The organism is Embleya australiensis (assembly GCF_051903075.1).
In the GTDB taxonomy this organism is placed as follows: domain Bacteria; phylum Actinomycetota; class Actinomycetes; order Streptomycetales; family Streptomycetaceae; genus Embleya.
Genome location: NZ_CP182422.1, coordinates 2242877 through 2268343, shown reverse-complemented (window position 1 = coordinate 2268343; position 25467 = coordinate 2242877). Strand labels below are relative to the sequence as shown.

At 72.3% G+C, this 25467-nt stretch carries 16 protein-coding genes; 10 read left to right on the top strand and 6 right to left on the bottom strand.

Features of this window, described 5'->3' with window-relative positions:
• Positions 1-252: 252 nt before the first annotated feature.
• From ACMXN5_RS09435 to ACMXN5_RS09400, 8 genes are all read left to right on the top strand, one after another.
• Positions 253-5946 carry a HAMP domain-containing protein gene (locus tag ACMXN5_RS09435; protein WP_439674848.1) on the top strand — a complete coding sequence of 1898 codons (5694 nt, stop codon included), beginning with the start codon at positions 253-255 and terminating at the stop codon, positions 5944-5946.
• Between the two features lie 401 nt (positions 5947-6347).
• Positions 6348-7040, top strand: a complete 693-nt coding sequence (locus ACMXN5_RS09430; protein WP_380003118.1) for a response regulator — start codon at positions 6348-6350, stop codon at positions 7038-7040.
• A gap of 110 nt (positions 7041-7150) precedes the next feature.
• Complete coding sequence (locus ACMXN5_RS09425) at positions 7151-9661, top strand: DNA translocase FtsK (protein ID WP_439674847.1); 2511 nt, start codon at positions 7151-7153, stop codon at positions 9659-9661.
• Positions 9662-9718: 57 nt separating this feature from the next.
• Positions 9719-10513 (top strand): helix-turn-helix domain-containing protein, encoded by a 795-nt coding sequence (locus ACMXN5_RS09420; RefSeq protein ID WP_439674846.1) that lies wholly within the window; start codon positions 9719-9721, stop codon positions 10511-10513.
• A gap of 81 nt (positions 10514-10594) precedes the next feature.
• Positions 10595-12094 (top strand): 30S ribosomal protein S12 methylthiotransferase RimO, encoded by a 1500-nt coding sequence (gene rimO / locus ACMXN5_RS09415; protein ID WP_380003122.1) that lies wholly within the window; start codon positions 10595-10597, stop codon positions 12092-12094.
• Positions 12091-12765, top strand: a complete 675-nt coding sequence (gene pgsA / locus ACMXN5_RS09410) for a CDP-diacylglycerol--glycerol-3-phosphate 3-phosphatidyltransferase (protein WP_126638402.1) — start codon at positions 12091-12093, stop codon at positions 12763-12765. Before rimO ends, pgsA begins: the two co-directional genes overlap by 4 nt.
• A 46-nt stretch (positions 12766-12811) precedes the next feature.
• On the top strand, positions 12812-14089 hold the full coding sequence (locus tag ACMXN5_RS09405) for a CinA family nicotinamide mononucleotide deamidase-related protein (RefSeq protein WP_439674845.1): 1278 nt from the start codon (positions 12812-12814) through the stop codon (positions 14087-14089).
• 244 nt (positions 14090-14333) lie between these two features.
• Complete coding sequence (locus ACMXN5_RS09400) at positions 14334-14723, top strand: helix-turn-helix domain-containing protein (protein WP_439674844.1); 390 nt, start codon at positions 14334-14336, stop codon at positions 14721-14723.
• Positions 14724-14861: 138 nt separating this feature from the next.
• Here ACMXN5_RS09400 and ACMXN5_RS09395 read toward each other — a convergent pair whose 3' ends face one another.
• The 4 genes from ACMXN5_RS09395 to ACMXN5_RS09380 form a co-directional block, all read right to left on the bottom strand.
• On the bottom strand, positions 14862-15659 hold the full coding sequence (locus ACMXN5_RS09395) for an SDR family NAD(P)-dependent oxidoreductase (protein WP_439674843.1): 798 nt from the start codon (positions 15657-15659) through the stop codon (positions 14862-14864).
• 93 nt (positions 15660-15752) lie between these two features.
• Positions 15753-16223: a hypothetical protein gene (locus ACMXN5_RS09390; protein WP_439674842.1), complete on the bottom strand. Its 471-nt coding sequence runs from the start codon at positions 16221-16223 to the stop codon at positions 15753-15755.
• Positions 16220-17053 carry a DNA-formamidopyrimidine glycosylase family protein gene (locus ACMXN5_RS09385; RefSeq protein WP_439674841.1) on the bottom strand — a complete coding sequence of 278 codons (834 nt, stop codon included), beginning with the start codon at positions 17051-17053 and terminating at the stop codon, positions 16220-16222. Before ACMXN5_RS09385 ends, ACMXN5_RS09390 begins: the two co-directional genes overlap by 4 nt.
• A gap of 355 nt (positions 17054-17408) precedes the next feature.
• Positions 17409-22013 (bottom strand): ATP-dependent helicase, encoded by a 4605-nt coding sequence (locus tag ACMXN5_RS09380; RefSeq protein ID WP_439674840.1) that lies wholly within the window; start codon positions 22011-22013, stop codon positions 17409-17411.
• Between the two features lie 101 nt (positions 22014-22114).
• Between ACMXN5_RS09380 and ACMXN5_RS09375 the strand changes: the two genes are divergently transcribed.
• Together ACMXN5_RS09375 and ACMXN5_RS09370 are read left to right on the top strand one after the other, a co-directional pair.
• Positions 22115-22312: a DUF3046 domain-containing protein gene (locus ACMXN5_RS09375; RefSeq protein WP_439674839.1), complete on the top strand. Its 198-nt coding sequence runs from the start codon at positions 22115-22117 to the stop codon at positions 22310-22312.
• A gap of 146 nt (positions 22313-22458) precedes the next feature.
• On the top strand, positions 22459-23664 hold the full coding sequence (locus ACMXN5_RS09370) for an AI-2E family transporter (protein WP_439674838.1): 1206 nt from the start codon (positions 22459-22461) through the stop codon (positions 23662-23664).
• On the opposite strand, the gene ACMXN5_RS09365 is transcribed toward ACMXN5_RS09370, so the two are convergent.
• Positions 23637-24440 (bottom strand): site-2 protease family protein, encoded by an 804-nt coding sequence (locus tag ACMXN5_RS09365; RefSeq protein ID WP_395789206.1) that lies wholly within the window; start codon positions 24438-24440, stop codon positions 23637-23639. The genes ACMXN5_RS09370 and ACMXN5_RS09365 overlap by 28 nt on opposite strands.
• A gap of 68 nt (positions 24441-24508) precedes the next feature.
• A complete protein-coding gene (gene panB / locus ACMXN5_RS09360; protein WP_380003132.1) occupies positions 24509-25390 on the bottom strand; it encodes a 3-methyl-2-oxobutanoate hydroxymethyltransferase in 882 nt (293 codons plus the stop codon).
• Positions 25391-25467 lie beyond the last annotated feature (77 nt).

Genomic DNA, 25467 nt, shown 5'->3' with positions numbered 1-25467 from the left:
CACAGTCCGGCAGATTCGCACCCTATCGGTTTCGGACGATCGGGCGGACCCCTTCCAAACAGTGACGCATCGATCACGATTCCGACAGATGTCCGGTCCGAGCGTGCCTTTCGGGCCCGCACTTTGCGGATGACAAGCACCATCCTCCCGGACCGCCTCTGCTCTCAACCCTGTGAGTGAAAGACTGTGGATGGCAAGCGGCCGGAGGCACGGACGGTCGCGGCGAATCGGGTCCGGCGGAGGAAATGCGAGATGGCGAAGGCTTCCCCAGCGCAGGCGCGGACTGCGGCCGTCCGGCAGGGCCGGCACGACGAGCAGGATCTGCGGCGTCTGCTGGCCGCCCTGACCGGGGTCCGTGACGGCAACTTCCGCAAACGCCTGACGGTCTCCGGCGACGGGATCATGTCCGAGATCGCCGTCGTGTTCAACGACATGGTCGAGCGCAATCAGCACCTGTCCGGCGAGTTGGCCCGGGTGCGCCGGGTGGTCGGTCGGGAGGGCAAGCTGACCGAGCGGCTGGACCCGGGCCCGGGCGAGGGCGCCTGGGCGACGAGCATCGACGCGGCCAACGCGCTCGTCGAGGACCTGGTGCGCCCCACCGTCGAGGTCGGCCGGGTACTGGCCGCCGTCGCCGAGGGCGATCTGTCCCAGCGCATGGACCTGCGGATCGCCGAACAGCCGCTGCGTGGCGAGTTCCTGCGGATGGGCCGCACCGCCAACGGACTGGTGGACCAGCTCAGCGCGTTCGCCGACGAGGTCACCCGGGTGGCCCGCGAGGTCGGTACCGAGGGCAAGCTCGGTGGGCAGGCCCGGGTGCGCGGCGTCTCCGGCAGCTGGAAGGACCTCACCGACTCGGTCAACACGATGGCCAGCCGGTTGACCCTCCAGGTGCGCGACATCGCCCTGGTGACCACCGCCGTGGCCAAGGGGGACCTGTCCCGCACGGTCACCGTCGAGGTGGCCGGCGAGATGCTGGAGCTGAAGGAGACCGTCAACACGATGGTCGACCAGCTCTCCGGCTTCGCCCAGGAGGTGACCCGGGTGGCCCGCGAGGTGGGCACCGAGGGCCGACTGGGCGGCCAGGCCCGGGTCGAGGGCGTCTCGGGGACCTGGAAGGACCTCACCGACTCGGTCAACATCATGGCGGGCAACCTGACCGCCCAGGTCCGCGACATCGCCCAGGTGACCAAGGCGGTCGCGTACGGCGACCTGTCGCAGACCATCACCGTGTCCGCGCGCGGCGAGATGGCCCAGCTCGCCGAGACGATCAACGCGATGACCGGCACGCTGCGCACGTTCGCCTCCGAGGTGACCCGCGTGGCGCGCGAGGTCGGCTTCGAGGGCCGGCTCGGCGGCCAGGCCCAGGTCCCCGGCGGCGCGGGCATCTGGAAGGACCTGACCGACTCGGTCAACACCGCCTTCTTCAACCTCACCGCGCAGGTCCGCGACATCGCCGGGGTGACCACGGCGGTCGCCCAGGGCGACCTGTCGCAGAAGATCACCGTGGACGTCTCCGGCGAGATGCTGGAGCTCAAGAACACCGTCAACACCATGGTCGGCCAGCTGTCGGCCTTCGCCTCCGAGGTCACCCGAGTCGCCCGCGAGGTGGGCAGCGAGGGCATCCTGGGCGGCCAGGCGCAGGTCTCCGGCGTGGCGGGTACGTGGAAGGACCTGACCGACTCGGTCAACGTGATGGCCGGCAACCTGACCGGCCAGGTCCGCAACATCGCCCAGGTCTCCACGGCGGTGGCCCGGGGCGACCTGTCGCAGAAGATCACGGTCGACGTCTCCGGCGAGATGCTGGAGCTCAAGAACACCGTGAACACCATGGTGGACCAGCTGTCCGCGTTCGCCTCCGAGGTCACCCGGGTCGCCCGCGAGGTCGGCGGCGAGGGCCGGCTCGGCGGCCAGGCCCGGGTGGTACCGGGCGTCGCGGGCGTGTGGCTCGACCTCACCGACTCGGTGAACTTCATGGCGGGCAACCTCACCGCCCAGGTCCGCAACATCGCCGAGGTGACCACGGCGGTCGCGCGCGGCGACCTGTCCAAGAAGATCGACGTGGACGCCCGCGGCGAGATCCTGGAGGTCAAGAACACCGTCAACACGATGGTCGACCAGCTCTCCGCGTTCGCCGACGAGGTCACCCGCGTCGCCCGCGAGGTGGGCACCGAGGGCCGACTGGGCGGCCAGGCCCAGGTGCTCGGGGTGGCCGGGGTGTGGCGCGACCTGACCTACTCGGTCAACTCGATGGCCGGAAACCTCACCGAACAGGTGCGCAGCCTGGGCCAGGTGACCACCGCCGTGGCCCGCGGCGACCTGTCGCAGAAGATCACGGTGGACGCCCGAGGTGAGATCCTCGAACTCAAGAACACCGTGAACACCATGGTCGACCAGCTCTCCGGCTTCGCCGACGAGGTGACCCGGGTGGCCCGCGAGGTGGGCACCGAGGGCCGCCTCGGCGGGCAGGCCGACGTCAAGGGCGTCTCCGGCACCTGGAAGGACCTCACCGAGTCGGTCAACGTGATGGCCGGCAACCTGACCGGCCAGGTGCGCAGCATCGCCGACGTGACCACGGCGGTGGCCACGGGCGATCTGTCCAAGAAGATCACCGTCGACGCCCGGGGCGAGATCCTGGAGCTGAAGGAGACCGTCAACACGATGGTCGACCAGCTCTCCGCGTTCGCCGACGAGGTGACCCGGGTGGCCCGCGAGGTGGGCACCGAGGGCCGGCTCGGCGGGCAGGCGCGGGTGCGCGGGGTCTCCGGCATCTGGAAGGACCTGACCGACAACGTCAACGTCATGGCCAACAACCTGACGTCCCAGGTCCGCAACATCGCCCAGGTGGCCACCGCCGTCGCCGACGGCGACCTGTCCCAGAAGAGCACCGTCGAGGCCAAGGGCGAGATGGCGGGCCTGGCGGGCACGATCAACACGATGGTCGACACCCTGCGCGCGTTCGCCGACGAGGTCACCCGCGTGGCCCGCGAGGTGGGCACGGAGGGCATTCTGGGCGGCCAGGCGCACGTGCCCGGTGTCTCGGGCACCTGGAAGGACCTGACCGACAACGTCAACTCGATGGCGGACAACCTCACCGGGCAGGTCCGCAACATCGCCAAGGTGACCACCGCGATCGCCGGCGGCGACCTGTCGCAGAAGATCGACGTGGACGCGCGCGGCGAGATGCTGGAGCTCAAGACCACCATCAACACCATGGTCGACCAGCTCTCGGCGTTCGCCGGCGAGGTCACGCGCGTGGCGCGCGAGGTGGGCACCGAGGGCATGCTGGGCGGCCAGGCCGAGGTCGAGGGCGTCTCCGGTACCTGGAAGCAACTCACCGAGAACGTCAACGAGTTGGCCGGCAACCTGACCCGCCAGGTGCGGGCCATCGCCGAGGTCGCCACCGCCGTGACCCGGGGCGACCTGTCGTTGCAGATCGCGGTGGACGCGTCCGGAGAGCTCGACGAGCTCAAGGACAACATCAACCAGATGATCTACAACCTGCGCGAGACCACCCGGGCCAACCGGGAGCAGGACTGGCTCAAGACCAACCTGGCCCGGATCTCCGGTCTCATGCAGGGCCGCCGCGACCTGATGGCGGTCGCCGCGCTGATCATGAGCGAGCTGACCCCGGTCGTGGACGCCCAGCACGGCGCCTTCTTCCTGGCCGAGTTGACCCAGGAGGACGTGGTCGAGCTGCGGCTGATCGCCTCCTACGGCTACCAGGACGGCGGCGGCGTGCCCACCCGCTTCCGGCTCGGCCAGTCGCTGGTCGGCCAGGCCGCGCTGGAGAAGCGCTCGATCCTGATCCTGGACGCGCCGCCCGGCTACATCAAGATCGCCTCCGGCCTGGGCGAGGCCGCCCCGGCGAACGTGATCGTGCTGCCGGTGCTGTTCGAGGACCAGTTGCTCGGCGTGCTCGAACTCGCCTCGTTCCGCCCGTTCACCAAGGTGCACCGCAACTTCCTGGAGCAGCTGAACGAGCAGATCGGGGTCACGGTCAACACGATCATGGCCAACTCGCGCACCGAGATGCTGCTCGCCGAGTCGCAGCGGCTGACCGAGGAACTCCAGGAACGGTCCGAGGAGTTGCAGCGCCAGCAGGGCGAGCTGCGGCACTCCAACGCCGAGTTGGAGGACAAGGCGGCGCTGCTCGCCCGGCAGAACCGGGACATCGAGATCAAGAACCGGGAGATCGAACAGGCCCGGCAGGCGCTGGAGGAGCGGGCCGAGCAGCTCGCGCTGTCCTCCAAGTACAAGTCCGAGTTCCTGGCCAACATGTCGCACGAGCTGCGCACCCCGCTGAACAGCCTGCTGATCCTGGCCAAGCTGCTCGCCGACAACGTCGAGGGCAACCTGACCCGCAAGCAGGTCGAGTTCGCCGAGACCATCCACGGCGCCGGGTCCGACCTGCTCCAACTGATCAACGACATCCTCGACCTGTCCAAGGTGCAGGCCGGGAAGATGGACGTGCGTCCCGCGCGGATCGCGCTGGCCCAGCTGATGGACTACGTCGAGGCGACCATCCGCCCGCTGACCTCGGAGAAGAACCTCGAGTTCACGGTGCACGTCTCGCCCGCGGTGCCCGGGATCCTGTTCACCGACGAGCAGCGGCTGCAACAGGTGTTGCGCAACCTGCTCTCGAACGCGGTCAAGTTCACCGACTCCGGCTCGGTCGAGGTGTTGATCACGCTCACCGACGACATCCCGCTGACCAACACCGAGTTGGACAACGCGGAGCACGCGGTGGCCTTCTCGGTGATCGACACCGGCATCGGCATCGCGGTGGACAAGCTCAAGGTGATCTTCGAGGCGTTCCAGCAGGCCGACGGCACCACCAGCCGCCGCTACGGCGGCACGGGCCTGGGCCTGTCGATCAGCCGGGAGATCGCCTGGCTGCTCGGCGGCGAGATCCACGCGGAGAGCATGCCGGGACGCGGCAGCACGTTCACCCTCTACCTCCCGCTGGACAGCGTTTTGGTCCCGGGCGACGAGATCGGCCACGACCGCGACACCGAATTGCCGCCGACCCCGTACCGGGCGGCGCTGCCCGCCGCCGCGCCGTCCACCCCGCTGCTCAGCGACGCCCCGGAATTGCCCGGGGAGGGGGAGGACGAGCCCGAGGACGCGGGGGAGGTGGCGCCGCGCCGGGTCCTGGTGGTGGAGACGCCGCAGTCCGACGGCGCGCCGTTGAGCACCGCGCTGGCCGGGCTCGACGGGCAGATCGACCTGAGCACCGCCGCCGACGAGGGCGAGGCGGTGCGCCTGCTCGCCGAGGCACCGCCCGCGTGCCTGGTGGTGGACCTGCGGCTGCCCGACGAGGGCGCGTGGCAGGTGCTCGACGCGGTCGCCTCGCGGAACGAATTGCAGAGCCTGCCCGTCGTGGTGCACGTTCCGGCCCGCCCGACCCGCTCCGAGTCGGGCCGGCTGCGCGGCTACCGGCGCCGGATCGTGCTGCTCCAGCGGGTCTCCACCCCCGACGCGCTGGCCCGAGCGGTGCTGGGCGCCACCGGGCCGGTGCGGGCCGATCACACCGGCCCCGCCAAGCCGGTGGTCGAGCCGTTCGAGGGCACCTTCGACGGCGAGCGGGTGCTGATCGTCGACGACGATGTGCGCAACGTGTTCGCGCTGACCAGCGTGCTGGAGCAGTACGGACTCAGCGTGCTGTACGCGGAGAACGGCCGTGAGGGCATCGAAGTGCTCCAGGGACACGACGACATCGCGATCGTGCTGATGGACGTGATGATGCCGGAGATGGACGGATACGCCACCACGTCGGCGATTCGCCGGATGCCGCAGTACGCGGGGCTGCCGATCATCGCGTTGACCGCCAAGGCGATGAAGGGGGATCAGGAGAAGAGCATCGACTCCGGGGCCTCCGACTACGTGGCCAAACCGGTCGACACGCGGCACTTGTTGGGACTCATCCGCACTTGGCTCGACCACTAGTTCGCTTCTCGGGTGGCAAGCACCACATGATGGAACCCGTATGGTCGGACCGGCGTTGAAGAGGTGGAGGGGTCGATGCGGTGTTGTCGCAACCGTAGGTCGGGCTGTGGTGACACCATGCGGTCGTCTGTTCCGGAATACCTGCCGAGCCGATCGCCTGGCCACTACCATGACCGGGACGAGCACCACCCGGAACGTGTGCTCGACCGGCGTGGAGTGCGTCGGGGCGATCTCGGCCGACGGTGTGCCGGACCGAACCGTGTCGATCGAGGCCGTGTCATTCTGGGCAGCGTCAGCAGTGCCGGCAGTGTCAACCAGGCAAACCGAAAACATGCACAAGGACGAGTGGAGCCGACCGATACGCGGGGTCACCCACCGTGTCGGATCGAAGAGGGTGGGCCATGACGGAGAAGGCCAAGATCCTCCTGGTCGATGACCGTCAGGAGAATCTGCTCGCCCTGGAGGCGATCCTGTCCGCGCTGGACCAGACCCTGGTTCGGGCGCATTCGGGCGAGGAAGCCCTCAAGGCGCTGCTCACGGACGAGTTCGCGGTGATTCTGCTCGACGTCCAGATGCCCGGAATGGACGGGTTCGAGACGGCTGCGCACATCAAGCGGCGGGAGAAGACCCGCGATATCCCGATCATCTTCCTGACCGCGATCAACCACGGTCCGCACCACACCTTCCGCGGTTACGCGGCCGGCGCGGTCGACTACATCTCCAAGCCCTTCGACCCGTGGGTGCTGCGCGCCAAGGTCTCGGTCTTCGTGGACCTGTACAAGAAGAACTGCCAGTTGCGCGAGCAGGCCACGCTGCTGCGCGGGCGCCTGGAGGGGCCCGCCGGCGGCGACCGGGCCGGGGCGGACGTGATCGCGGAGTTGTCCACGCGGCTGGCCGCGGTCGAGGAGCAGGCCGACGGCATGGCCAAGCAGGTCGAGTCGACCGACGATCCGATCCTGGCCGCCTCCGCGGTGCAACTGCGCCGCCGGGTGGCCCGGATGCGCGCCGCGCTCGACGCCCTCGCGCCGGCCACGGCCGGCCACGGCGGACCCCCGCTGGTCCCGGCCCCGGACAAGGGCGAGGCGGCCGGCTGACCCCGGAGCGCCCGCGCGGACCGGACCGTCGACGACGGCCCGGTCCGACACGGCGCGCGCTCCGGGCCGGGACGCATGAGGTGGAGAGGGTCCACCGGTAACCTCGGGACATGGCCACACGTGCGTCCGGCGGCGGAGCGCAACCGCGCACGGCCGCGAAGAAGAAGGCTCCCGCCAGGAAGGCGGCCCCGCCCCCGCCTCCCCCGCCGAAACTGCTCGGTGGGGTGCCCGCGTTGCTCGGGAAGGCGCTCAAGGGGCTGTGGCTGGGGCTGGCGCACGCGTTCGGTTCACTCGCGCGGGGCATCGGCTCCGGCGCGCGCGGACTCGACCCCGCGCATCGTCGGGACGGGCTCGGGCTCGCCCTGCTCGGCCTGGCGATAGTGATCGCCGCGGGCGCGTGGGGCACCATCGACGGCGCGGTCGGCGAGGGGGTCAACGCGGTCGTCGCGGGCCTGGTCGGCCGGCTGGACGTGCTGGTGCCGTTCCTGGTCGGCGCGTTGGGCGTGCGGGTGATGCGCCATCCCGACCAGAAGGACGCCACCGGGCGGATCGTGATCGGCTGCACGGCGCTGGTGTGCGCGGTGCTCGGGCTGATCCACGTCGGGTGCGGGACGCCGCAGCCCGGTGACGGCGCGGCGGCGATGCGCGACGCGGGCGGCCTGGTCGGCTGGGCGTTCGCGACCCCGCCGGTGCACCTGGTCACCCGGTGGGTCGCGGTGCCGCTGCTGGTGCTGCTGATCGTGTTCGGGCTGCTCGTGGTCACCGCGACGCCGATCAACGCGGTGCCGGAACGCCTCGGGGTCTTCCTCGGCTTCATCGAGGGGCCCGAGCCGGAGCCGTACGACGAGGACGACGACCGCCCGAGCGGGTTCGCCGGCTTCGACGAGGACGACGAGCCCGCGCCGGCGCCGGTGCGCAAACCCCGACCGCGCCGCCGCCCGAGCCCGGCGGCCAAAACCGGCCATCCGGACGCGGTCGACGTGGCCGCGGCCGCCGCCGCGGCGCTGGACGCGGGCGACGCCGGCCTGATCGTCCCGCCCGCCCGCTCGCGCAAGGCCGCCGCCCGGGTGGTGACCGATCTGCGGGCCCGCGCCGCCGACGCCCCGGCGCACACCCCCGCGCCGCCGCGCAGCGAGCAGCTCAGGCTCTCCGGCGACATCACCTACCACCTGCCCGGCCCCGCGCTGCTGCGCAAGGGCCCGCCCGCCAAGGCGCGCAGCAAGGCCAACGACGACGTGGTCGCGGCGCTGTCCAAGGTGTTCGAGCAGTTCAACGTCGACGCGCAGGTCACCGGCTTCTCCCGGGGCCCGACGGTGACCCGCTACGTGATCGAGCTGGGCCCGGCGGTGAAGGTGGAGCGGATCACCGCGCTGGCCAAGAACATCGCCTACGCCGTGGCCAGCCCGGACGTACGGATCATCAGCCCGATCCCCGGCAAGTCCGCGGTGGGCATCGAGATCCCCAACACCGACCGCGAGATGGTCAGCCTCGGCGACATTTTGGCCTCCGACACCGCCGCCGGCGACGCGCACCCGATGATCGCCGCGCTGGGCAAGGACGTCGAGGGCAACGACGTGGTGGCCAACCTGGCCAAGATGCCGCACCTGCTTGTGGCGGGCGCCACCGGCGCGGGCAAGTCGAGCTGCATCAACGGCCTGATCACCTCGATCATGATGCGCGCCACGCCGGAGGAGGTGCGGATGGTGCTGGTCGACCCCAAACGGGTCGAACTCACCACCTACGAGGGCATTCCCCACCTGATCACACCGATCATCACCAACCCGAAGAAGGCCGCCGAGGCGTTGCAGTGGGTCGTGCGCGAGATGGACATGCGCTACGACGACCTGGCCAACTTCGGCTTCCGGCACGTCGACGACTTCAACGTGGCGGTGCGCGCCGGCAAGCTGAAGGTGCCGCCGGGCAGCGAGCGCGACATCCAGCCCTACCCGTACCTGCTGGTGATCGTCGACGAGTTGGCCGACCTGATGATGGTCGCGCCGCGCGACGTCGAGGACTCGATCGTGCGGATCACCCAGCTCGCCCGCGCCGCGGGCATCCACCTCGTGCTGGCCACCCAGCGCCCCAGCGTGGACGTGGTCACCGGTCTGATCAAGGCCAACGTGCCCTCGCGGCTCGCGTTCGCCACCTCCTCGCTGGCGGACAGCCGGGTCATCCTGGACCAGCCCGGCGCGGAGAAGCTGATCGGCAAGGGCGACGCGCTGTTCCTGCCGATGGGCGCCAGCAAGCCGATCCGGATGCAGGGCGCCTACGTCACCGAGGAGGAGATCGAGGCGATCGCCCGGCACTGCAAGGAGCAGTTGCAGCCGGAGTACCGCGACGAGGTCACCGCGGGACCGGATCGCAAGAAGCAGGTGGACGAGGACGTCGGCGACGACCTCGACCTGCTCTGCCAGGCCGTCGAACTGGTGGTGTCCACCCAGTTCGGCTCGACCTCGATGCTCCAGCGCAAGCTGCGCGTCGGCTTCGCCAAGGCGGGCAGGCTGATGGACCTGATGGAGAGCCGGGACATCGTCGGACCGAGCGAGGGCTCCAAGGCGCGCGAAGTGTTGATCAAACCGGATGAAATCGAGCAGGTTATGGCCACGTTGCGCGGAGAATGATCGGACTTAAGTGATGATTGGTGTCAGTCGTGATGAATGACACATAAGGGGCTAACAGTGTCGATCGGTCAAAGCCTCGCCGAGGCGCGCGTACGGGCCGGTCTCACCGTGGATCGGCTCAGTGAGGTCACCCGGATCCGACAGGTCATCATCGAAGGCATCGAACACGACGACTTCGAGCCGTGCGGGGGCGACTTCTACGCCCGCGGCCACATTCGCACCCTGGCGCGCGCCACGGGCCTGGAGCCCGCGCCGTTGATCGCCGAGTACGACCACACCGTCGGCGGCACGAGCACCCCACGACCCACCGAGATCTTCGACTCGCCGCGCAAGTCGATCGAATACCGCCGCCCCAACTGGACCCTGGCCATGGGCGTCGCCGTGGTCATCGTGCTGATCTTCGCCTTCGTACAACTCGCCGGCGGCCGGGCCGACGACGACGAGAAGGAGACCGCGTCCCGGGTCGCCCCGACCACCGCCGCCCCCGCGGCACCGGCCCCGCCGCCCCCGCCGCCGTCCTCGGTCGCGCCGGTGAGCAAGGCGCCGGAGTTCCCGCCCGGCGTCGTGGTCACCATCACCGCCGTCGACGGGCGCAGCTGGGTCCGCGCGTTCGACTCCAGGGACAAGCAGATCCTGGAGACGATCCTGGACAAGGGCGAGGCCAAGACCTTCGAGGACCCCACGCAGCTGCAGGTCCAGGTCGGCAATTCGGGCGCCGCGCGACTGAACGTCAACGGCCGGGACCTGGGCCCGGCGGGTGAGGACGGCGAGGTGGTCAAACGCACGTTCGTACCCGGCGACCCCGTCCCGCAGATGCGGACGAGCGCGTCGGCGAGCCCGTCGCCCCGGTGACCGGGCATCGTGACCTCCCCGGAACCATCCGACGCTTCCCTGCGTCCGGTCCACGTCCGCGTCTGACGTAGGCTTTCCGGCATGTCCGCCCGCGATACCACCCGCCCCGCCGCCCCGGCCGAGAGCCCCGCCGCCCTGCGCACCGTCGCCCTGGTCACCCTCGGCTGCGCCCGCAACGAGGTGGACTCCGAGGAACTCGCCGGCCGGCTCGAGGCCGACGGGTGGGCCCTCGTCGAGGACGCCGCGGACGCCTCCGTCGTCATGGTCAACACCTGCGGCTTCGTCGAGTCCGCCAAGAAGGACTCGATCGACACCGTCCTGGAGGCCGCCGATCTCAAGGGCGACGGCCGTACACAGGCCGTGGTGGCGGTCGGCTGCCTGGCCGAGCGCTACGGCGACCAGCTCGCGGGCGCGCTGCCCGAGGCCGACGCCGTGCTCGGCTTCGACGACTACGGCGACATCTCCGGCCGGCTGCGCTCGATCCTGGCCGGCGAGAGCCACATCCCGCACGCGCCCCGCGACCGCCGCGCACTGCTGCCGATCACCCCCGTCGAGCGCCAGGCCGCCGACGTCGCGGTGCCCGGCCACGGCATCCCCGAGGACCTGCCCGAGGGCGTCGCGCCCGCATCCGGGCCGCGCGCCCTGCGCCGCAGGCTCGGCTCGGGGCCGGTGGCCTCGCTCAAGCTCGCCTCCGGCTGCGACCGCCGCTGCTCGTTCTGCGCCATCCCCTCCTTCCGCGGCTCGTTCCTGTCCCGCCGCCCCTCCGACGTGCTCGCCGAGGCCCGCTGGCTGGCCGAGCAGGGCGTCCGCGAGATCGTCCTGGTCAGCGAGAACTCCACGTCCTACGGCAAGGACCTGGGCGACCTGCGCCTGCTGGAGACGCTGCTGCCGGAACTGGTCGCCGTCGAGGGCATCGAGCGGGTGCGGGTCAACTACCTCCAGCCCGCCGAGATGCGCCCGACGCTGATCGACGTGATCACCGGCACGCCCGGCGTCGCGCCCTACTTCGACCTGTCCTTCCAGCACGCCTCGGAGCCGGTGCTGCGCCGGATGCGCCGATTCGGCTCGGTCGAGGCGTTCGTCACCCTCATGGAGCAGATCCGGGCCAAGGCCCCCGAGGCCGGCGCCCGATCGAACTTCATCGTCGGCTTCCCCGGCGAGACCGAGCAGGACGTGGACGACCTGGAGCGGTTCCTGATCGCCGCCCGGCTCGACGCGATCGGCGTGTTCGGCTACTCCGACGAGGACGGCACCGAGGCGGCGAACTATCCCGACAAGCTCGACGCCGACGTGATCGAGGCCCGCGTGCAGCGGATCTCCCGGCTCGCCGAGGAACTGGTCGCACAACGCGCCGAGGACCGGATCGGCACCGAGATCGTCGTGCTGATCGAGGAACTCGGCGAGGACGGCAGCGCCGAGGGCCACGCGGCCCACCAGGCCCCCGAGACCGACGGCTCGACCACGGTGGTCGGCGAGGGCCTGCGCGTGGGCGACTTCGTCCGGGTCCGGGTCACCGACAGCGAGGGCGCCGACCTGTACGGCGAGGCGATCGATGTGATCGTGCGCGGGGGCGATCGGTGACGGCCGAACCGGCACCGCCGCGCCGGCGCCCGGCCGAGGCCGTTCGGGCCGCCGCCGCCAACCACCCGCCGAAGCCCGACCGCCTCGGCGACCCCACCACCTCCGTCAGCGCCTGGAACGCCGCCAACGCGCTCACGCTGATGCGGGTGGCCCTGGTGCCGGTCTTCGTCACCCTGCTGCTCCAGGACGGCGGCCACGACCCCGCCTGGCGCGCCTGGGCCTGGGCCGCGTTCACCGTGGCCAGCATCAGCGACCTGTTCGACGGCAAGCTCGCCCGGATGCACAACCTGGTCACCGACTTCGGCAAACTCGTCGACCCGATCGCCGACAAGGCGCTGATGGGCGCCGCGCTGATCAGCCTGTCCGCGCTCGGCGACCTGCCCTGGTGGGTCACCCTGGTGGTGCTCGCCCGGGAGATCGGCATCACCCTGCTGCGCTTTTGGGTGATCCGCCACGGCGTGATCCCGGCCAGCCGGGGCGGCAAGGCCAAGACCATGCTCCAGGGCAGCGCGATCGGGATGTACACACTGGTCATGACCGGCCCGCTGGCCAGCACCCGGGCCTGGATCATGGCGGCCGCGGTGATCGTTACCGTGGTGACGGGCCTGGACTACATCGTCAAGGCCGTACGACTGCGACGCGGCACCCCGGTGCCCGCCGGACAGGGCTGACCGTCGGGACGAATCCCGACCACGGGGGAAGCGGGGAAGCGGAACCATGCGCGAATTGAAGATCGAACTCGTCGCGGTGGGGGACGAGTTGCTGGTCGGCGACGTGGAGAACACGAACGCCGGCACGCTCGGCCGCCGACTCACCGCCGCCGGTCTGCGGGTGAGCGGGGTGTCCACGGTCGGCGACGGCCTCGACGCGATGATCGACGTCCTCACCCAGGCCGTCCGGCGCGCCGACGCGGTGATCGTCTCCGGCGGCCTCGGCCCCACCTCCGACGACCGCACCCGCGAGGCGATCGCCGCCGTCGCCGGTGTGCCGTTGCGCCGCGACCCGGCGATCGAGGACTGGCTGCGTCGGCGCTACCGAGGCCTGAACCGCACCCTCACCGCGCTCGGCCTCCAGCAGGCCGACGTCCCCGAGGGCGGGCGCAGCCTGCCCAACGCGAACGGCAGCGCGCCCGGCATCGCGGTGGTGATCGGCGACGTGGCGGTCTACGCGATCCCCGGCCCGCCGCACGAGATGATCGCGATGACCGAGGAGCAGGTCCTGCCCGACCTGCTGCGCCGCGCGGGCGAGCCGCCGACCCGCGCGCAGCGCCAACTGCTCACCGCCTCGATCGGCGAGGGGGTGATCGCCGCGATGCTCGAACCGCTGGAGAAGGAACTCGCCCGGGACGGCGCGGTCGAGGTCGCCTACCTGGCCACCGCCGGACAGACCCGGGTCAAGCTCACCTCCGCCACCCCCGGCGGCGCCGCCGAGGTGGACGCCGCCGCCGCGCGAGCGCGCGAACTGCTCGGTGGGTGTGTCTACGGCGAGGCCGGCGACACCCTCGCCGGCGTGGTGCTCGACCTGCTGCGCGGGCGCGACGCCACCGTCGCGGTGGCCGAATCGCTCACCGGTGGCCTGATCGCCGCCGAGTTGACCTCGGTGCCCGGCGCGTCCGCGAGCGTGCGCGGCTCGGTCACCGCGTACGCCACCGACCTCAAGGGCTCGGTGCTCGGCGTGGACGCCGATCTGCTCGCCGCGGAGGGCGCGGTTCACCCGGATGTGGCCGCGCGCATGGCCGAGGGTGTGCGCGACGTCATGTCGGGTACGTACGGGGTGGCCACGACGGGGGTCGCCGGTCCGGACCCCCAGGACGGAAAGCCCGTGGGCACCGTATACATCGCGGTGGCCGGCCCCGAGGGAACAATCGTGCTCTCCCTGCTGTTCTCGGGCAGTCGGGGCAGGATCCGCGAGATGACCACGGTCCGTGCACTCGACCTGCTCCGGTGTGTGGTGGCCGGCCTGCCGACCGAGCAGGACCCGGCGTGTACGGGGTGACCGGGCGTGCCGATCGGCCGACGAGACCATGGCGTCCGGGCGTCCGGGGGAGACACGAAAGGCCGGCCGAGGACGTGCAGCGAATCGAGGTGGGAGTGAACCGGAACGCCTATGGACCCTGGGGACCCCCGCCGTCAAGGTTCCACGCCCTGAGTGAACAGGACGGCAAGGCGGGCACACCCGCACGGTCGGGCAGGTACGGTGGGGCTGTGACCCCCCGAGCCGCCCTAGGAGGGAGCGACCGATGATCCTGCTCCGTCGCCTGCTGGGTGACGTGCTGCGGCGCCAGCGCCAGCGTCAGGGTCGCACCCTGCGCGAGGTTTCGTCCTCAGCCCGGGTATCCCTTGGCTACCTGTCCGAGGTCGAGCGCGGCCAGAAGGAAGCCTCGTCCGAACTGCTCGCCGCGATCTGCGACGCGCTGGACGTGCGCATGTCCGTGCTCATGCGGGAGGTCAGCGACGAGCTGGCCCTCGCCGAGCTGGCCTCGGACGAGGCGATGCGCCCGGTCCTGGAGCCGGTGGGTGCCGGCTTCACGCCGAACGAGCGCGCCACCGAGCGTCAGAACAACGACCGGACGTCGGGCGCCGCCCCGATCGCCGGCGACAACGCGGTGAGCGTGGTGGTGGCGGCCTGAGCCGCGGCCGCGCGCCGGGCACCCGCCGGGTGTCGCGCACCGGACACCGGGCCCGATCGACCCGAACACGACACCGAGGCCCCGTCCCCGAAACCGGGAGACGGGGCCTCGGCATGGGCGGGACCGATTGCGGGCGGCCTACCAGGGCATCGCGACGCCGCCGTTGGGGCGCAGGATCTGGCCGGTGACGAACTTGGCGGCGTCCGAGGCGAGGTAGGCCACCGCGTAGGAGATGTCGGTGGGCTCGCCGACGGTGCGCAGCGGGGCCATCCGGGCCATCGGCGCGGCGACGGCGGCCTTGCGTTCCTCGTCCTCGTTGCCGTCCGCGTCGGTCCAGTGCCGGCCCGTCATCCCGGTGACGATCCAGCCCGGCGCGACCGCGTTGACCCGCACGCCGCTCGGGCCGACCTCGGTGGCCAGCGTCTTGGTCAACTGCACCACCGCGGCCTTGGCCGCGCCGTAGCACAGCAGCCCGGACGTGGCGGTGTCCACCGCGCCGGAGGCCATGTTGACGATGCTGCCGAAGCCCTGCTCCGACATCACCCGCGCGGCGGCGCGGCAGCCGAAGAAGACGCCCTTGAAGTTGATCGCCAGGACCCGGTCGAGGTCGGCCTCCTCGGTCTCGATCACCGTGCTCAGGTGCATCACCCCGGCGATGTTGGCGAGTACGTCGAGCCGGCCGTGCGCGGCGACAGTGTCGTCGATCAGCGCGTCCACCTGTGCGGCCCGCGAGGTGTCCACGACGGCGGCGGTCGCGGCGCCGCCGGCGGCCACGATCGCCTCGGCGGTCTGCTGCGCCCCGGCCTCGTGGATGTCCGCGCAGACCACGGTCGCGCCCAGTTCGGCCAGCACCTCGGCGCTGGAGCGGCCGATGCCCGACGCCGCGCCGGTGACGACGGCGACCCGGCCGGTCAGATCGAGGGCTTCACGGAACACGGGTGACCTCCCGGCACTGGTCGAGTATGGCGCGCCGACCGTACGAGCCATCTGACGAACAGTCAATAAAGGTGTGGGCCGGGGAGATCGGCGTCACCGCAGGCCCTCCTGGCGGCGGCACCAGCGGTGCGTCTCGCCGCCGGCGGGGAACACGCCGGCCGCCGCGAGGGCGTCGCAGGGGTCGGCGGGCATATGCGCCGGCCGTCCGGTCCGGCCGTCGCCGGTGTGCGCCGACCGGGGCGGGTGGGCCGGGCCGGTCTGCGCCCGGGGGCGCGGGCGGGCGGCCGGCGGTGCGGCGTCCTCGGTGGGATCGCCCGCCGGCGGCGTCGGGTGTTCGGTCGGGGGCGGCTCGGCCGAGCCGCCCGCCAGGGCGGTGATCGCCGGCGCGGGCTCGCCGGCGATCGGGTCGATGGGGGAGGGGCCGGTCGGCCCGTGCGGCGCGGCGGCCGCGGGCGGGGTCTGCGGGCGCGGTACGGGGGTCGGCGCGGACACCGAGGTGCAGCCGGCCGAAACCAGGAACAGCACGGGCAGCACCAGGACGGGCAGGATCCGGGGAGGGGTCATGCCCGGTACGACGAACCACCCGGACGTCGGTCACCGTGTGTACCTCCATCGGGTGACGGCTGGCAGCGTGGACACCAGAAGGTCACCCTCGGCGGATCGCCCAGATCGGCCCGCCGGATTCCGCTGCCGCAGCGCGCGCACGGGCGACCGGCGCGCCCGTAGACCCAGTGGCGCCGGCCCGGCCGGGTATCGCCGGTGGTGATGTGCCCGACCCGGTCCCGATTGGCCGCGAGCAGGCGTTGGGCCAGTACCGCCCAGGCGAGCGGGTCACCCGCCTCGGCGACCGGGGTCCACGGTGCGACGCCGCGCAGGAAGCACAACTCGACGCGGTACACGTTGCCGATCCCGGCCAGATTGCGCTGATCGAGCAGCGCCTCGCCGATCGGCCGGCGCGGGCGGGTGGCCAGCCGCCGGGCCGCCTCGGGCGCGTCCCAGTCCGGGCCGAGCAGGTCAGGGCCCAGATGCCCGACCACGGTCGACTCGTCGGCGCCGCGCAGCAGCTCCACCACCGGCATCCGCATCCCGACCACGGTGTGCGCGGTATTGGCCAGCACCAGTCGGATCGCGTGCCAGGGGCGGGGCAGCGGGTGCGCGCCGGTGTCCTGGATGTGCCAGGTGCCGTCCATGCGCAGGTGGGTGTGCAGCGTGACGCCGCCCTCGATGCGGGTCAGCAGGTGTTTGCCGCGCGGGACCACTTCGAGCACCGAGCGGCCGGTCAGATCCACCGTCGCCGCTGCGGGCACGCGGAAGTCGGTCACGGTCAGCTCGCGGTCCACGAGCGCCGCGCGCAGTCGCCGCGCCGCCTGGTACACGGTGTCGCCTTCGGGCATACCGCCATTGTCCCGGCCGCGCCGCCGGTCGTGCGCCCCGGCCCGGGGCCGGCCCCCGAGTCCCCCCGGACCCGTCGGTGCGGCCGCCCCCGGGGGTCGGTGACGCCACGGGACACGCGCTGCCGCGCGCTGCTTCGCGCTGCACGGACCGACGTCGCGAACGCGCGGCCAGGAACACGTCCGCGACGCCGGATCCGAGTGCACCCGACCGTGACGCGTGCAGGGTCGCCACGGGCGGGATGGTGCCGGCCGGTCCACCGGGATCGCTCCCGGGTCGCCGTCCGTGACCACGATCCTGCGGGACGTACATGACCGGGGTGTTTCGCGGACCGGGCGCTCGTGTAACGAAACGATGTCACCCTCGGAGGCGGAGTCCCTTCGGGGTGGCATGGAACCCGGCCGCCTCCAGCGCCTTGCCCAGCGAGGAGGTCAGCACCTCGGCGCCGTCGGCCTTCTCCACGGTCAGCTTGCCCAGCGCGCCCGCGCGCACCGCGTCGGCCAGCGCCTCGGCCGCCGGACCCACCCGATCCGGGTCGTCGGTCCACGACAGCAGGGTGCGACCGCCGCGTTCGACGTACAGGATCGGCTCGCCGTCGAGCAGGATCACCAGCGCGCCGGCCTTGCGCCCGGGCCGGTGGCCGCCGCCGGCCTCGCCCGGTCGGTCCGGCCAGGGCAGCGCGGCGCCGTACGGGTTGGCCGGGTCGGCGGCGGCCAGCACCACCGCGTCGGGCCGCTCGTGCGGCTCGCGGCGCTCGCTCGCGTTGTGCACCGCGCGCAGCCGGTCCACCGCGCCGTCGGCGGCGAACTGGGCCGCGCCCAGGCCCTCCACGAAGTAGCCGCGGCGGACCCGGCCGCCCTCCTCGAACACGCTCAGCACCTTGTACGCCGCCGCGAAACCGCCGGGGCTGCCCTCGGCGACCACCGCGCCGCGGGTGACCACGCCGTGCCGGTCGAGCAGCGTCTCGGCCAGCGCGTGGGCGCGCCGGGTCGGGTCCGGCTCGGGTACGGGGGCCAGCGACCAGCGCCCGGCCACGGTCGGCGGCCCGGTGCGCGCGCTCGCCACAGGGCGGCCCCGGCTCAGGCCCGCGTACCGCCCGCGCGGGGTCGCCCGCCGGGCCCGGTGCGCGGTCGAGCCGGAGGTGCGCCCCGACCCGAGCAGCGCCCGCAGCGGGGTGAGCGTGTCCCCGGTGACCCGCCCGGCCCACACCAGGTCCCACAGCGCCTCGGCGATCGCCGCCTCCGACGCCGGCGTCTCCGGGACCAGCCGCTCCGTCAACTGCCGGAAGAACAGCGCGTACCCGCCGTCGAGCGCGGTCAGGATCGCCCGGTGCAGATCGCCCGTGTCCAGCGGCACCGGGGGTGGCAGCAGGTAGGGCGCCGCGTCGGCGAGGTAGAGCGAGAGCCACCCGTCCTTGCCGGGCAGCGCGCCGTGCCCGGCCCACATCACCTCGCCCGCCGCGCACAACTCGTCCAGCATCGCGGGCGTGTAGCCGACCACGCGCGAGGGCAGCACCAGCTTCTCCAGCGCGGACGCGGGCACGCTCGCGCCCTGCAACTGCTCGATCACCCGGACCAGTCCGTCCAGGCCGCGCACCCCGCTCGCCCCCACACCCTGCCACGCGGTGAGGAAGCGGGCGAGGGCGACCGGCGGCACCGGTTCCACCTCGTGCCGCAGTGCGGCCAGCGAACGACGGCGGAGCATCCGCAACACCTCGGCGCCGCACCACTCCAGGCCGGACCCGCCCGGGCGGAACTCGCCGGAGACCACCTGCCCGTTCGCGGCCAGCCGCTCCAGCGTGCCGGTGGTCACCGCCACGCCCAGACCGAACCGGGCCGCGGCCTCGCCCGCGCGAAACGGCCCGTGTGTCCGCGCGTGCCGGGCCAGCAGGTCGCCCAGCGGGTCCTTGACCGGCTCGGTGAACGCCTCGGGGACCCCGACCGGCAGCGGCGTGCCCAGCGCGTCGCGCAACCGGCCGGCGTCCTCGATGCCGGCCCAGCGCTCCTCGCCCGCGATCCGCACCCGGATCACCCGGCGGGCCCGCTCCAGACCGGTCAGCCACTCCTGCTCGAAGCCCGGCTCGGCGCGCGCCGCCACCTCGGCGGTGGTCAGCGGCCCGAGCAACCGCAGCAGATCCGCCGCCCCCTCCGCGTCCCGCACCCGGCGATCCTCGGCCAGCCGCTGCAACTCGCTCTCGGTGCGCGCCAACACCTCCGGGTCCAGCAACTCGCGCAGCTCGGCCTGCCCCAGCAACTCGGCAAGGAGTCGCGAGTCCAGCGCCAGCGCCGCCGCCCGCCGCTCGGCCAGCGGCGAGTCGCCCTCGTACATGAACTGCGCGACGTAGCCGAACAGCAGCGAGCGGGCGAACGGCGACGGCTCGGTCGTGGTCACCTCGACGATGCGCACCGCGCGCGTGGCGATGTCGCGCATCAGCCCGGTCAGGCCCGGTACGTCGAACACGTCCTGCAGGCACTCGCGCATCGTCTCCAGGACGATCGGGAACGAGCCGTATTCGCTCGCCACCGCGAGCAGTTGGGCCGAACGCTGGCGCTGCTGCCACAGCGGGGTGCGCCGACCCGGCATCCGGCGCGGCAGCAGCAGTGCCCGGGCCGCGCACTCGCGAAAGCGCGACGCGAACAGCGCCGAGCCGCCCACCTCGGCGGTCACCAGCGGCTCGACCTCGGCCTCCTCGAACACCGCGAAGTCCGGCGGCAGCGCACCGGCCGCGAGATCCTCGGGGGCGTCGCCGAACGGGTCGCCGGTGTCGGGCAGCCGCAGCACGATCCCGTCGTCGCCGTGCATCGTCTGTACGTCCAGGCCGGTGCGCTCGCGCAGCCGCGCCGCGATGGCCAGCGCCCACGGCGCGTGCACCTGCGCGCCGAACGGCGAGTGCACCACCACCCGCCAGTCGCCCAACTCGTCGCGGAAACGCTCGACCACGATGGTCCGGTCGTCGGGGACGTGGCCGCACGCCTCGCGCTGCTCGCCCAGGTAGCCGAGGAGGTTGTCCACCGCCCACGGGTCCAGGCCCGCGGCGGCCACCCGCTCACGCGCCCGATCCGCCGGCAGCGCGCCCACCTCGCGGACGAACGCGCCCAGCGCGCGGCCCAGTTCCACCGGCCGGCCGAGCGCGTCGCCGTGCCAGAACGGCAGCTTGCCGGGCACCCCGGGGGCGGGCGAGACCAGCACCTTGTCGTGGGTGATGTCCTCGATCCGCCAGGAGGAGGTGCCGAGCGTGAACACGTCGCCCACGCGCGACTCGTAGACCATCTCCTCGTCCAACTCGCCCACGCGCGACTTCGCCTCGCCCGCGACCAGGAACACCCCGAACAGGCCGCGGTCGGGGATGGTGCCGCCGGAGGTGACCGCGAGCCGCTGCGCGCCCGGACGGGGGGACAACACGCCGGCCACCCGGTCCCACACGATGCGCGGGCGCAACTCGGCGAACGCGTCGGAGGGGTAGCGGCCCGCGAGCATGTCCAGGGTCGCCTCGAAGGCCGACGCGGGCAGCGCGGTGAACGGCGCCGCCCGCCGGATCAGCGCGAGCAGCGCGTCCACGTCGCGGTCCTCGACCGAGACCATCGAGACGATCTGCTGGGCGAGCACGTCCAGCGGATTGCGCGGCCCGCGCACCGACTCGATCGCCCCCTCGCGCATCCGCTCGGTGACCACCGCGGTCTGTACCAGGTCGCCGCGGAACTTCGGGAAGACCACACCCCGGGAGACCGCGCCCACCTGGTGCCCGGCCCGGCCAACCCGCTGCAGGCCGGAGGCCACCGAGGGCGGCGACTCGACCTGGACGACCAGGTCCACCGCGCCCATGTCGATGCCCAGCTCCAGGCTGGAGGTGGCCACCACCGCGGGCAGCCGGCCCGCCTTCAGGTCCTCCTCCACCTGGGCCCGCTGCTCCTTGGACACCGAGCCGTGGTGGGCCCGCGCGAGCAGCGGCGGCGCCCCCTTGCTGCTGCCGGCCTGGGCCATCAGCTCGGCGGGCGAGGCGTCCTGCGGCAACTCCTCGCCGGTCGCCCGCTCGTAGGCGATCTCGTTCAGCCGGCCGCACAGCCGCTCGGCCAGGCGGCGCGAGTTGGCGAACACGATGGTCGAGCGGTGCGCCTGGATCAGGTCGACGATGCGCTCCTCGACGTGCGGCCACACCGAGGTCTTGCGCTCGTTGCCGGCCTCGTCGAAGTCGCCGGTGCCGCCGCCCAGCTCGCCCATGTCCTCGACCGGGACCACCACGGACAGCTCGAACGTCTTGGCCGACGGCGGCTGGACCACGTGCACCTCGCCCGTGGCGCGCATCCACCGGGCCACCTCGTCGACCGGGCGCACGGTCGCCGACAGGCCGATCCGGCGGGCGGGCCGCTCCAGGAGTTCGTCCAGCCGCTCCAGGCTCAGCGCCAGGTGCGCGCCGCGCTTGGTGCCGGCGACCGCGTGCACCTCGTCCACGATCACCGTGTCCACCCCGCGCAGCGCCTCGCGGGCCTGCGAGGTCAGCAGCAGGAACAGCGACTCGGGCGTGGTGATCAGGATGTCCGGCGGCCTGGTCGCGAACCGGCGCCGATCGGCCGCGGGGGTGTCGCCGGAGCGCACCCCCACGGTCACCTCGGGCTCGGGCAGGCCCAGCCGCACCGACGCCTGCCGGATGCCGGTGAGCGGGCTGCGCAGGTTGCGCTCGACGTCGACCGCGAGCGCCTTGAGCGGCGAGATGTACAACACCCGGCAGCGTCGCCGGGGATCCTCCGGCACCGGCTCGGCGGCGAGCCGGTCGAGCGCGGACAGGAAGGCGGCGAGCGTCTTGCCGGAACCGGTCGGGGCGACGACCAGCGCGTCCTTGCCCTCGGCGATCGCCCGCCAGGCACCCTCCTGGGCCCGGGTCGGCGCGTGGAAGGCGCCGGTGAACCACGCCCGGGTGGCGGGGGAGAAGCCGGCCAGGACGGAAGCGGAATCGTCGTGTGGCATAACTCCCCATGGTGCCCGGTGGCTCCGACATTCGCGTCGGCCGACAGGCGGGCGGCGGTGTGGGCGGCGGGCCGGGCGGCCCGCACCGGGATACTGGTCGTATGGGACTCACCGACTTCTGGCGACGCATGCGCGCGCACTTCGGCGACTCGTACTTCGAGTCCTTCGCCCGCGACCACGTGATGTCCGAACTGGGCGGGCGTACCGTGCACGAGGCGCTGGCCGCGGGCATCGACGCCAAGGACGTCTGGCGGGGCGTGTGCGTGTCGATGGACCTGCCGACCGCCAAACGCGCCTGAGCCCGGCGTCCGGACCGGGACCCGGCGGGGTCCCGCCGGTCCGTGCGGGCGAATCTGCACAAAGCGACCCAACGTGACGCTCTAGTCTCTTTCTGTCATACGACGCATGGCACCGCACATGCCGCGCGACCGGACAGGGAGCCCACGTGACCACACCCGACAGCCGGACCACCCGGGTCGCGGCGCGCGACCACATGCCGTCCTGGTTGCCGCGGGCGGTGTTCCTGGTCCTCGTGATGATCGCCGGCTTCCGGCTGCTCGGCTGGACCCTGAGTCAGTTGCGCACGCTGCTGACCGACCTGCTGGTGGCCTTCTTCCTCGCGCTCGCGTTCGAGCCCGCCGTGGACCGGCTCGCCCGCCGCGGAATGCGGCGCGGCGTGGCCACGGGGATCGCGTTCGTGACGGTCTTCCTGGCCTGCGCGGGATTTCTGGCGGTGGTCGGCTCGCTCCTGGTGGACCAGGTGGTCGCCTTCGCGAACCACCTGCCGCGCTACCTGCAGGACCTGGTCGCGTGGGCGAACCGCACCTTCGGCACCGATCTGACCGTGGAGAAGATCCAGGGGAAGATCTTCAAGGACACCGGCACCGTGCAGGGCTACGCCGAGGAGGTGGCGAACCACGCGCTCGGCTGGTCCGCCCGGATCGTCGGCGCGCTGTTCCAGCTCTTCACCATCGCGCTGTTCACCTTCTACTTCACCGCCGAGGGCCCGCGGATGCGACGCGCGGTGTGCTCGCTGCTGCCGCCCGGCCGTCAGGCCGAGGTGTTGCGCGGGTGGGAGATCGCGATCGACAAGACCGGCGGATACCTCTACTCGCGCGCCGCGCTCGCGCTGATCTCGGCGTTCGCGCACTACGTCGCGTTCCTGGTCCTCGACCTGCCGTACGCGATCCCGCTGGCGTTGTGGGTCGGGCTGATCTCGCAGTTCGTGCCGACCGTGGGCACCTACATCGCGATCGTGCTGCCCGCGCTGATCGCGCTGACGGTGAGTCCGGTGGCCGCCGTGTGGGTGGTGCTGTTCGCGACCGCCTACCAGCAGTTCGAGAACTACCTGCTGCTCCCGAGGATCACGGCGCGCACGGTGGAGATCCACCCGGCGGTGGCGTTCGGCTCGGTGATCGCGGGCGCCGCGCTGCTCGGCGCGGTGGGCGCGCTGATCGCGATCCCGGTGACGGCCACCGCGCAGGCGTTCGTCGGGAGCTACCTGCACCGCTACGAGGTGCCCGAACATCACCTGACGCCCGACGAGACCCGGCCGCCGAGGCGGCCGGGTCGGCTGAGCCGGCTGTGGAGGCGGAGCGGGGACTCGGCGGGGGACGCGGACGCTCAGGACCAGAAGCGGAACAGCCGGTAGCCGTCGCCGGCCAGGTACGGCGACACGTCCAGCGCGTCGGTGATGTGGTCGACCACGTCGTAGAAGTAGTGGTTGACCGACGGCGACCACAGCAGCGCGAACAGGAACAGGATCGCGTAGGGCGCGTACGGCGCGATGGCCCGGCGGAACTCGAACGGCAACCACGGCTCCAGCACGCCGTATCCGTCCAGACCCGGCACCGGCAGCAGGTTCAGCACCGCCGCGATCACCTGGAGCTGGATCAGGAACGAGAACGCGGCCACGAAGGTCGCGCTCGCCCCGTCCACCACGCCGGACGACAGCAGCAGCGCGAGTACGCCGGCCAGCACGGCGTTGGTCAGCGGTCCGACCGCCGACACCAGACTGTTGCGGGCCCGGCCGCGGATCGCGCCGCGGTCCAGATAGACCGCGCCGCCGCTGAGCGGGATCCCGCCGAGCAGCACGAAGACGGTCGGCAGGATGAAGGACAGCAGCGGGTCGCTGTACTTGAGCGGGTCCAGGGTCAGATAGCCCTTGCCCACCACGCTGTGGTCGCCCGAGCGCAGCGCGGCGAAGGCGTGCGCGAACTCGTGCAGGCACAACGAGACCAGCCAACCCGACATGACCAGCAGGAACACGCTGGTGCGGGTGGCGGGCTCGGAGGTGCCGTCGTCGTGCCACGCGTACCAGCCCGAGGCGACGCAGACCGCGACGATGGCGAGGAAGACCGGGCTCGGCCGCACATGGCGCAGCGAGCCGGCCGCGGGACGGCCGTAATCTCCGTAGGGGTGCGTCACGAACTGCTCCAGACAGGCGGAAGGGCCGTACGACCGGGAGTTCGCATCGTACGGCCCTGCCGGGACACTCAGTGGAACGCGTGTTCCGGTGCCGGGTAGGCACCCCCGACCACGTCGCCCGCGAACGCCTTGGCGGCGTCGCCGAGCGCGCTGCGCAGGTCGACGTACTGCTTGACGAACTTGGGGGTGTGGCCGGTGGTCATGCCGGCCATGTCGGTCCACACCAGTACCTGTGCGTCGGTGCCCGCGCCCGCGCCGATGCCGACGGTGGGGATGTCGAGGAGGTCGGTGACCCGGGCGGCCAACTCCTCCGGCACACACTCCAGGACCACCGCGAACGCGCCCGCGGCCTGCATCGCCTTGGCGTCGGCGATCAACTGCTCGGCGCTCTCCGCGTCCCGCCCCTGTACCCGGTAGCCGCCGAAGGCGTGCACCGACTGCGGGGTGAGCCCGAGGTGGGCCATCACCGGGACACCCGCGGCGACCAGGGCCTCGACCTGGGGCACCGAGCGCCGCCCGCCCTCCAGCTTGACCGCGCCGGCGCCGGCCTCCTTGAGGAAGCGCACGCCGTTGCGCAGCGCCTGCTCGGGGGATTCCTGGTACGAGCCGAACGGCAGGTCGGCCACGATCAGCGCGCGCTTGGTGCCGCGCACGACCGAGCCGGTGAGCATCACGAGCTGGTCCATCGTGACCGGCACGGTGTTCTCGTAGCCGAGGTGGTTGTTGCCGGCCGAGTCGCCGACCAGAAGTACGGGGATGCCCGCGTCGTCGAAGACCGAGGCGACCATCGCGTCGTACGCGGTGAGCATCGGCCACCGCTCGCCGGCCCGCTTGGCCCGGGCCAGGTCGCGCACGGTGACCCGGCGCCCGGTTCCGTCGCCGCCGTACAGGGTCAGTCCCGGACCCTCGGCCGAAGCGGATATCGGCTGCGCGGACTTGTTGCTGGACATGGTGTTCTCCCGACTCGAGGCGCTCGGACGGCGTCCCCGGACAAGGCCATGGTGACATGCCTCCGAACAGCACAACA

Bases quoted from the DNA above. Each gene is read 5' to 3' on its own strand.
- ACMXN5_RS09435 (WP_439674848.1), top strand. From the start codon at position 253: ATGGCGAAGGCTTCCCCAGCGCAGGCGCGGACTGCGGCCGTCCGGCAG.
- ACMXN5_RS09430 (WP_380003118.1), top strand. From the start codon at position 6,348: ATGACGGAGAAGGCCAAGATCCTCCTGGTCGATGACCGTCAGGAGAAT.
- ACMXN5_RS09425 (WP_439674847.1), top strand. From the start codon at position 7,151: ATGGCCACACGTGCGTCCGGCGGCGGAGCGCAACCGCGCACGGCCGCG.
- rimO (WP_380003122.1), top strand. From the start codon at position 10,595: ATGTCCGCCCGCGATACCACCCGCCCCGCCGCCCCGGCCGAGAGCCCC.
- ACMXN5_RS09405 (WP_439674845.1), top strand. From the start codon at position 12,812: ATGCGCGAATTGAAGATCGAACTCGTCGCGGTGGGGGACGAGTTGCTG.
- ACMXN5_RS09400 (WP_439674844.1), top strand. From the start codon at position 14,334: ATGATCCTGCTCCGTCGCCTGCTGGGTGACGTGCTGCGGCGCCAGCGC.
- ACMXN5_RS09390 (WP_439674842.1), bottom strand. From the start codon at position 16,223: ATGACCCCTCCCCGGATCCTGCCCGTCCTGGTGCTGCCCGTGCTGTTC.
- ACMXN5_RS09385 (WP_439674841.1), bottom strand. From the start codon at position 17,053: ATGCCCGAAGGCGACACCGTGTACCAGGCGGCGCGGCGACTGCGCGCG.
- ACMXN5_RS09380 (WP_439674840.1), bottom strand. From the start codon at position 22,013: ATGCCACACGACGATTCCGCTTCCGTCCTGGCCGGCTTCTCCCCCGCC.
- ACMXN5_RS09375 (WP_439674839.1), top strand. From the start codon at position 22,115: ATGGGACTCACCGACTTCTGGCGACGCATGCGCGCGCACTTCGGCGAC.
- panB (WP_380003132.1), bottom strand. From the start codon at position 25,390: ATGTCCAGCAACAAGTCCGCGCAGCCGATATCCGCTTCGGCCGAGGGT.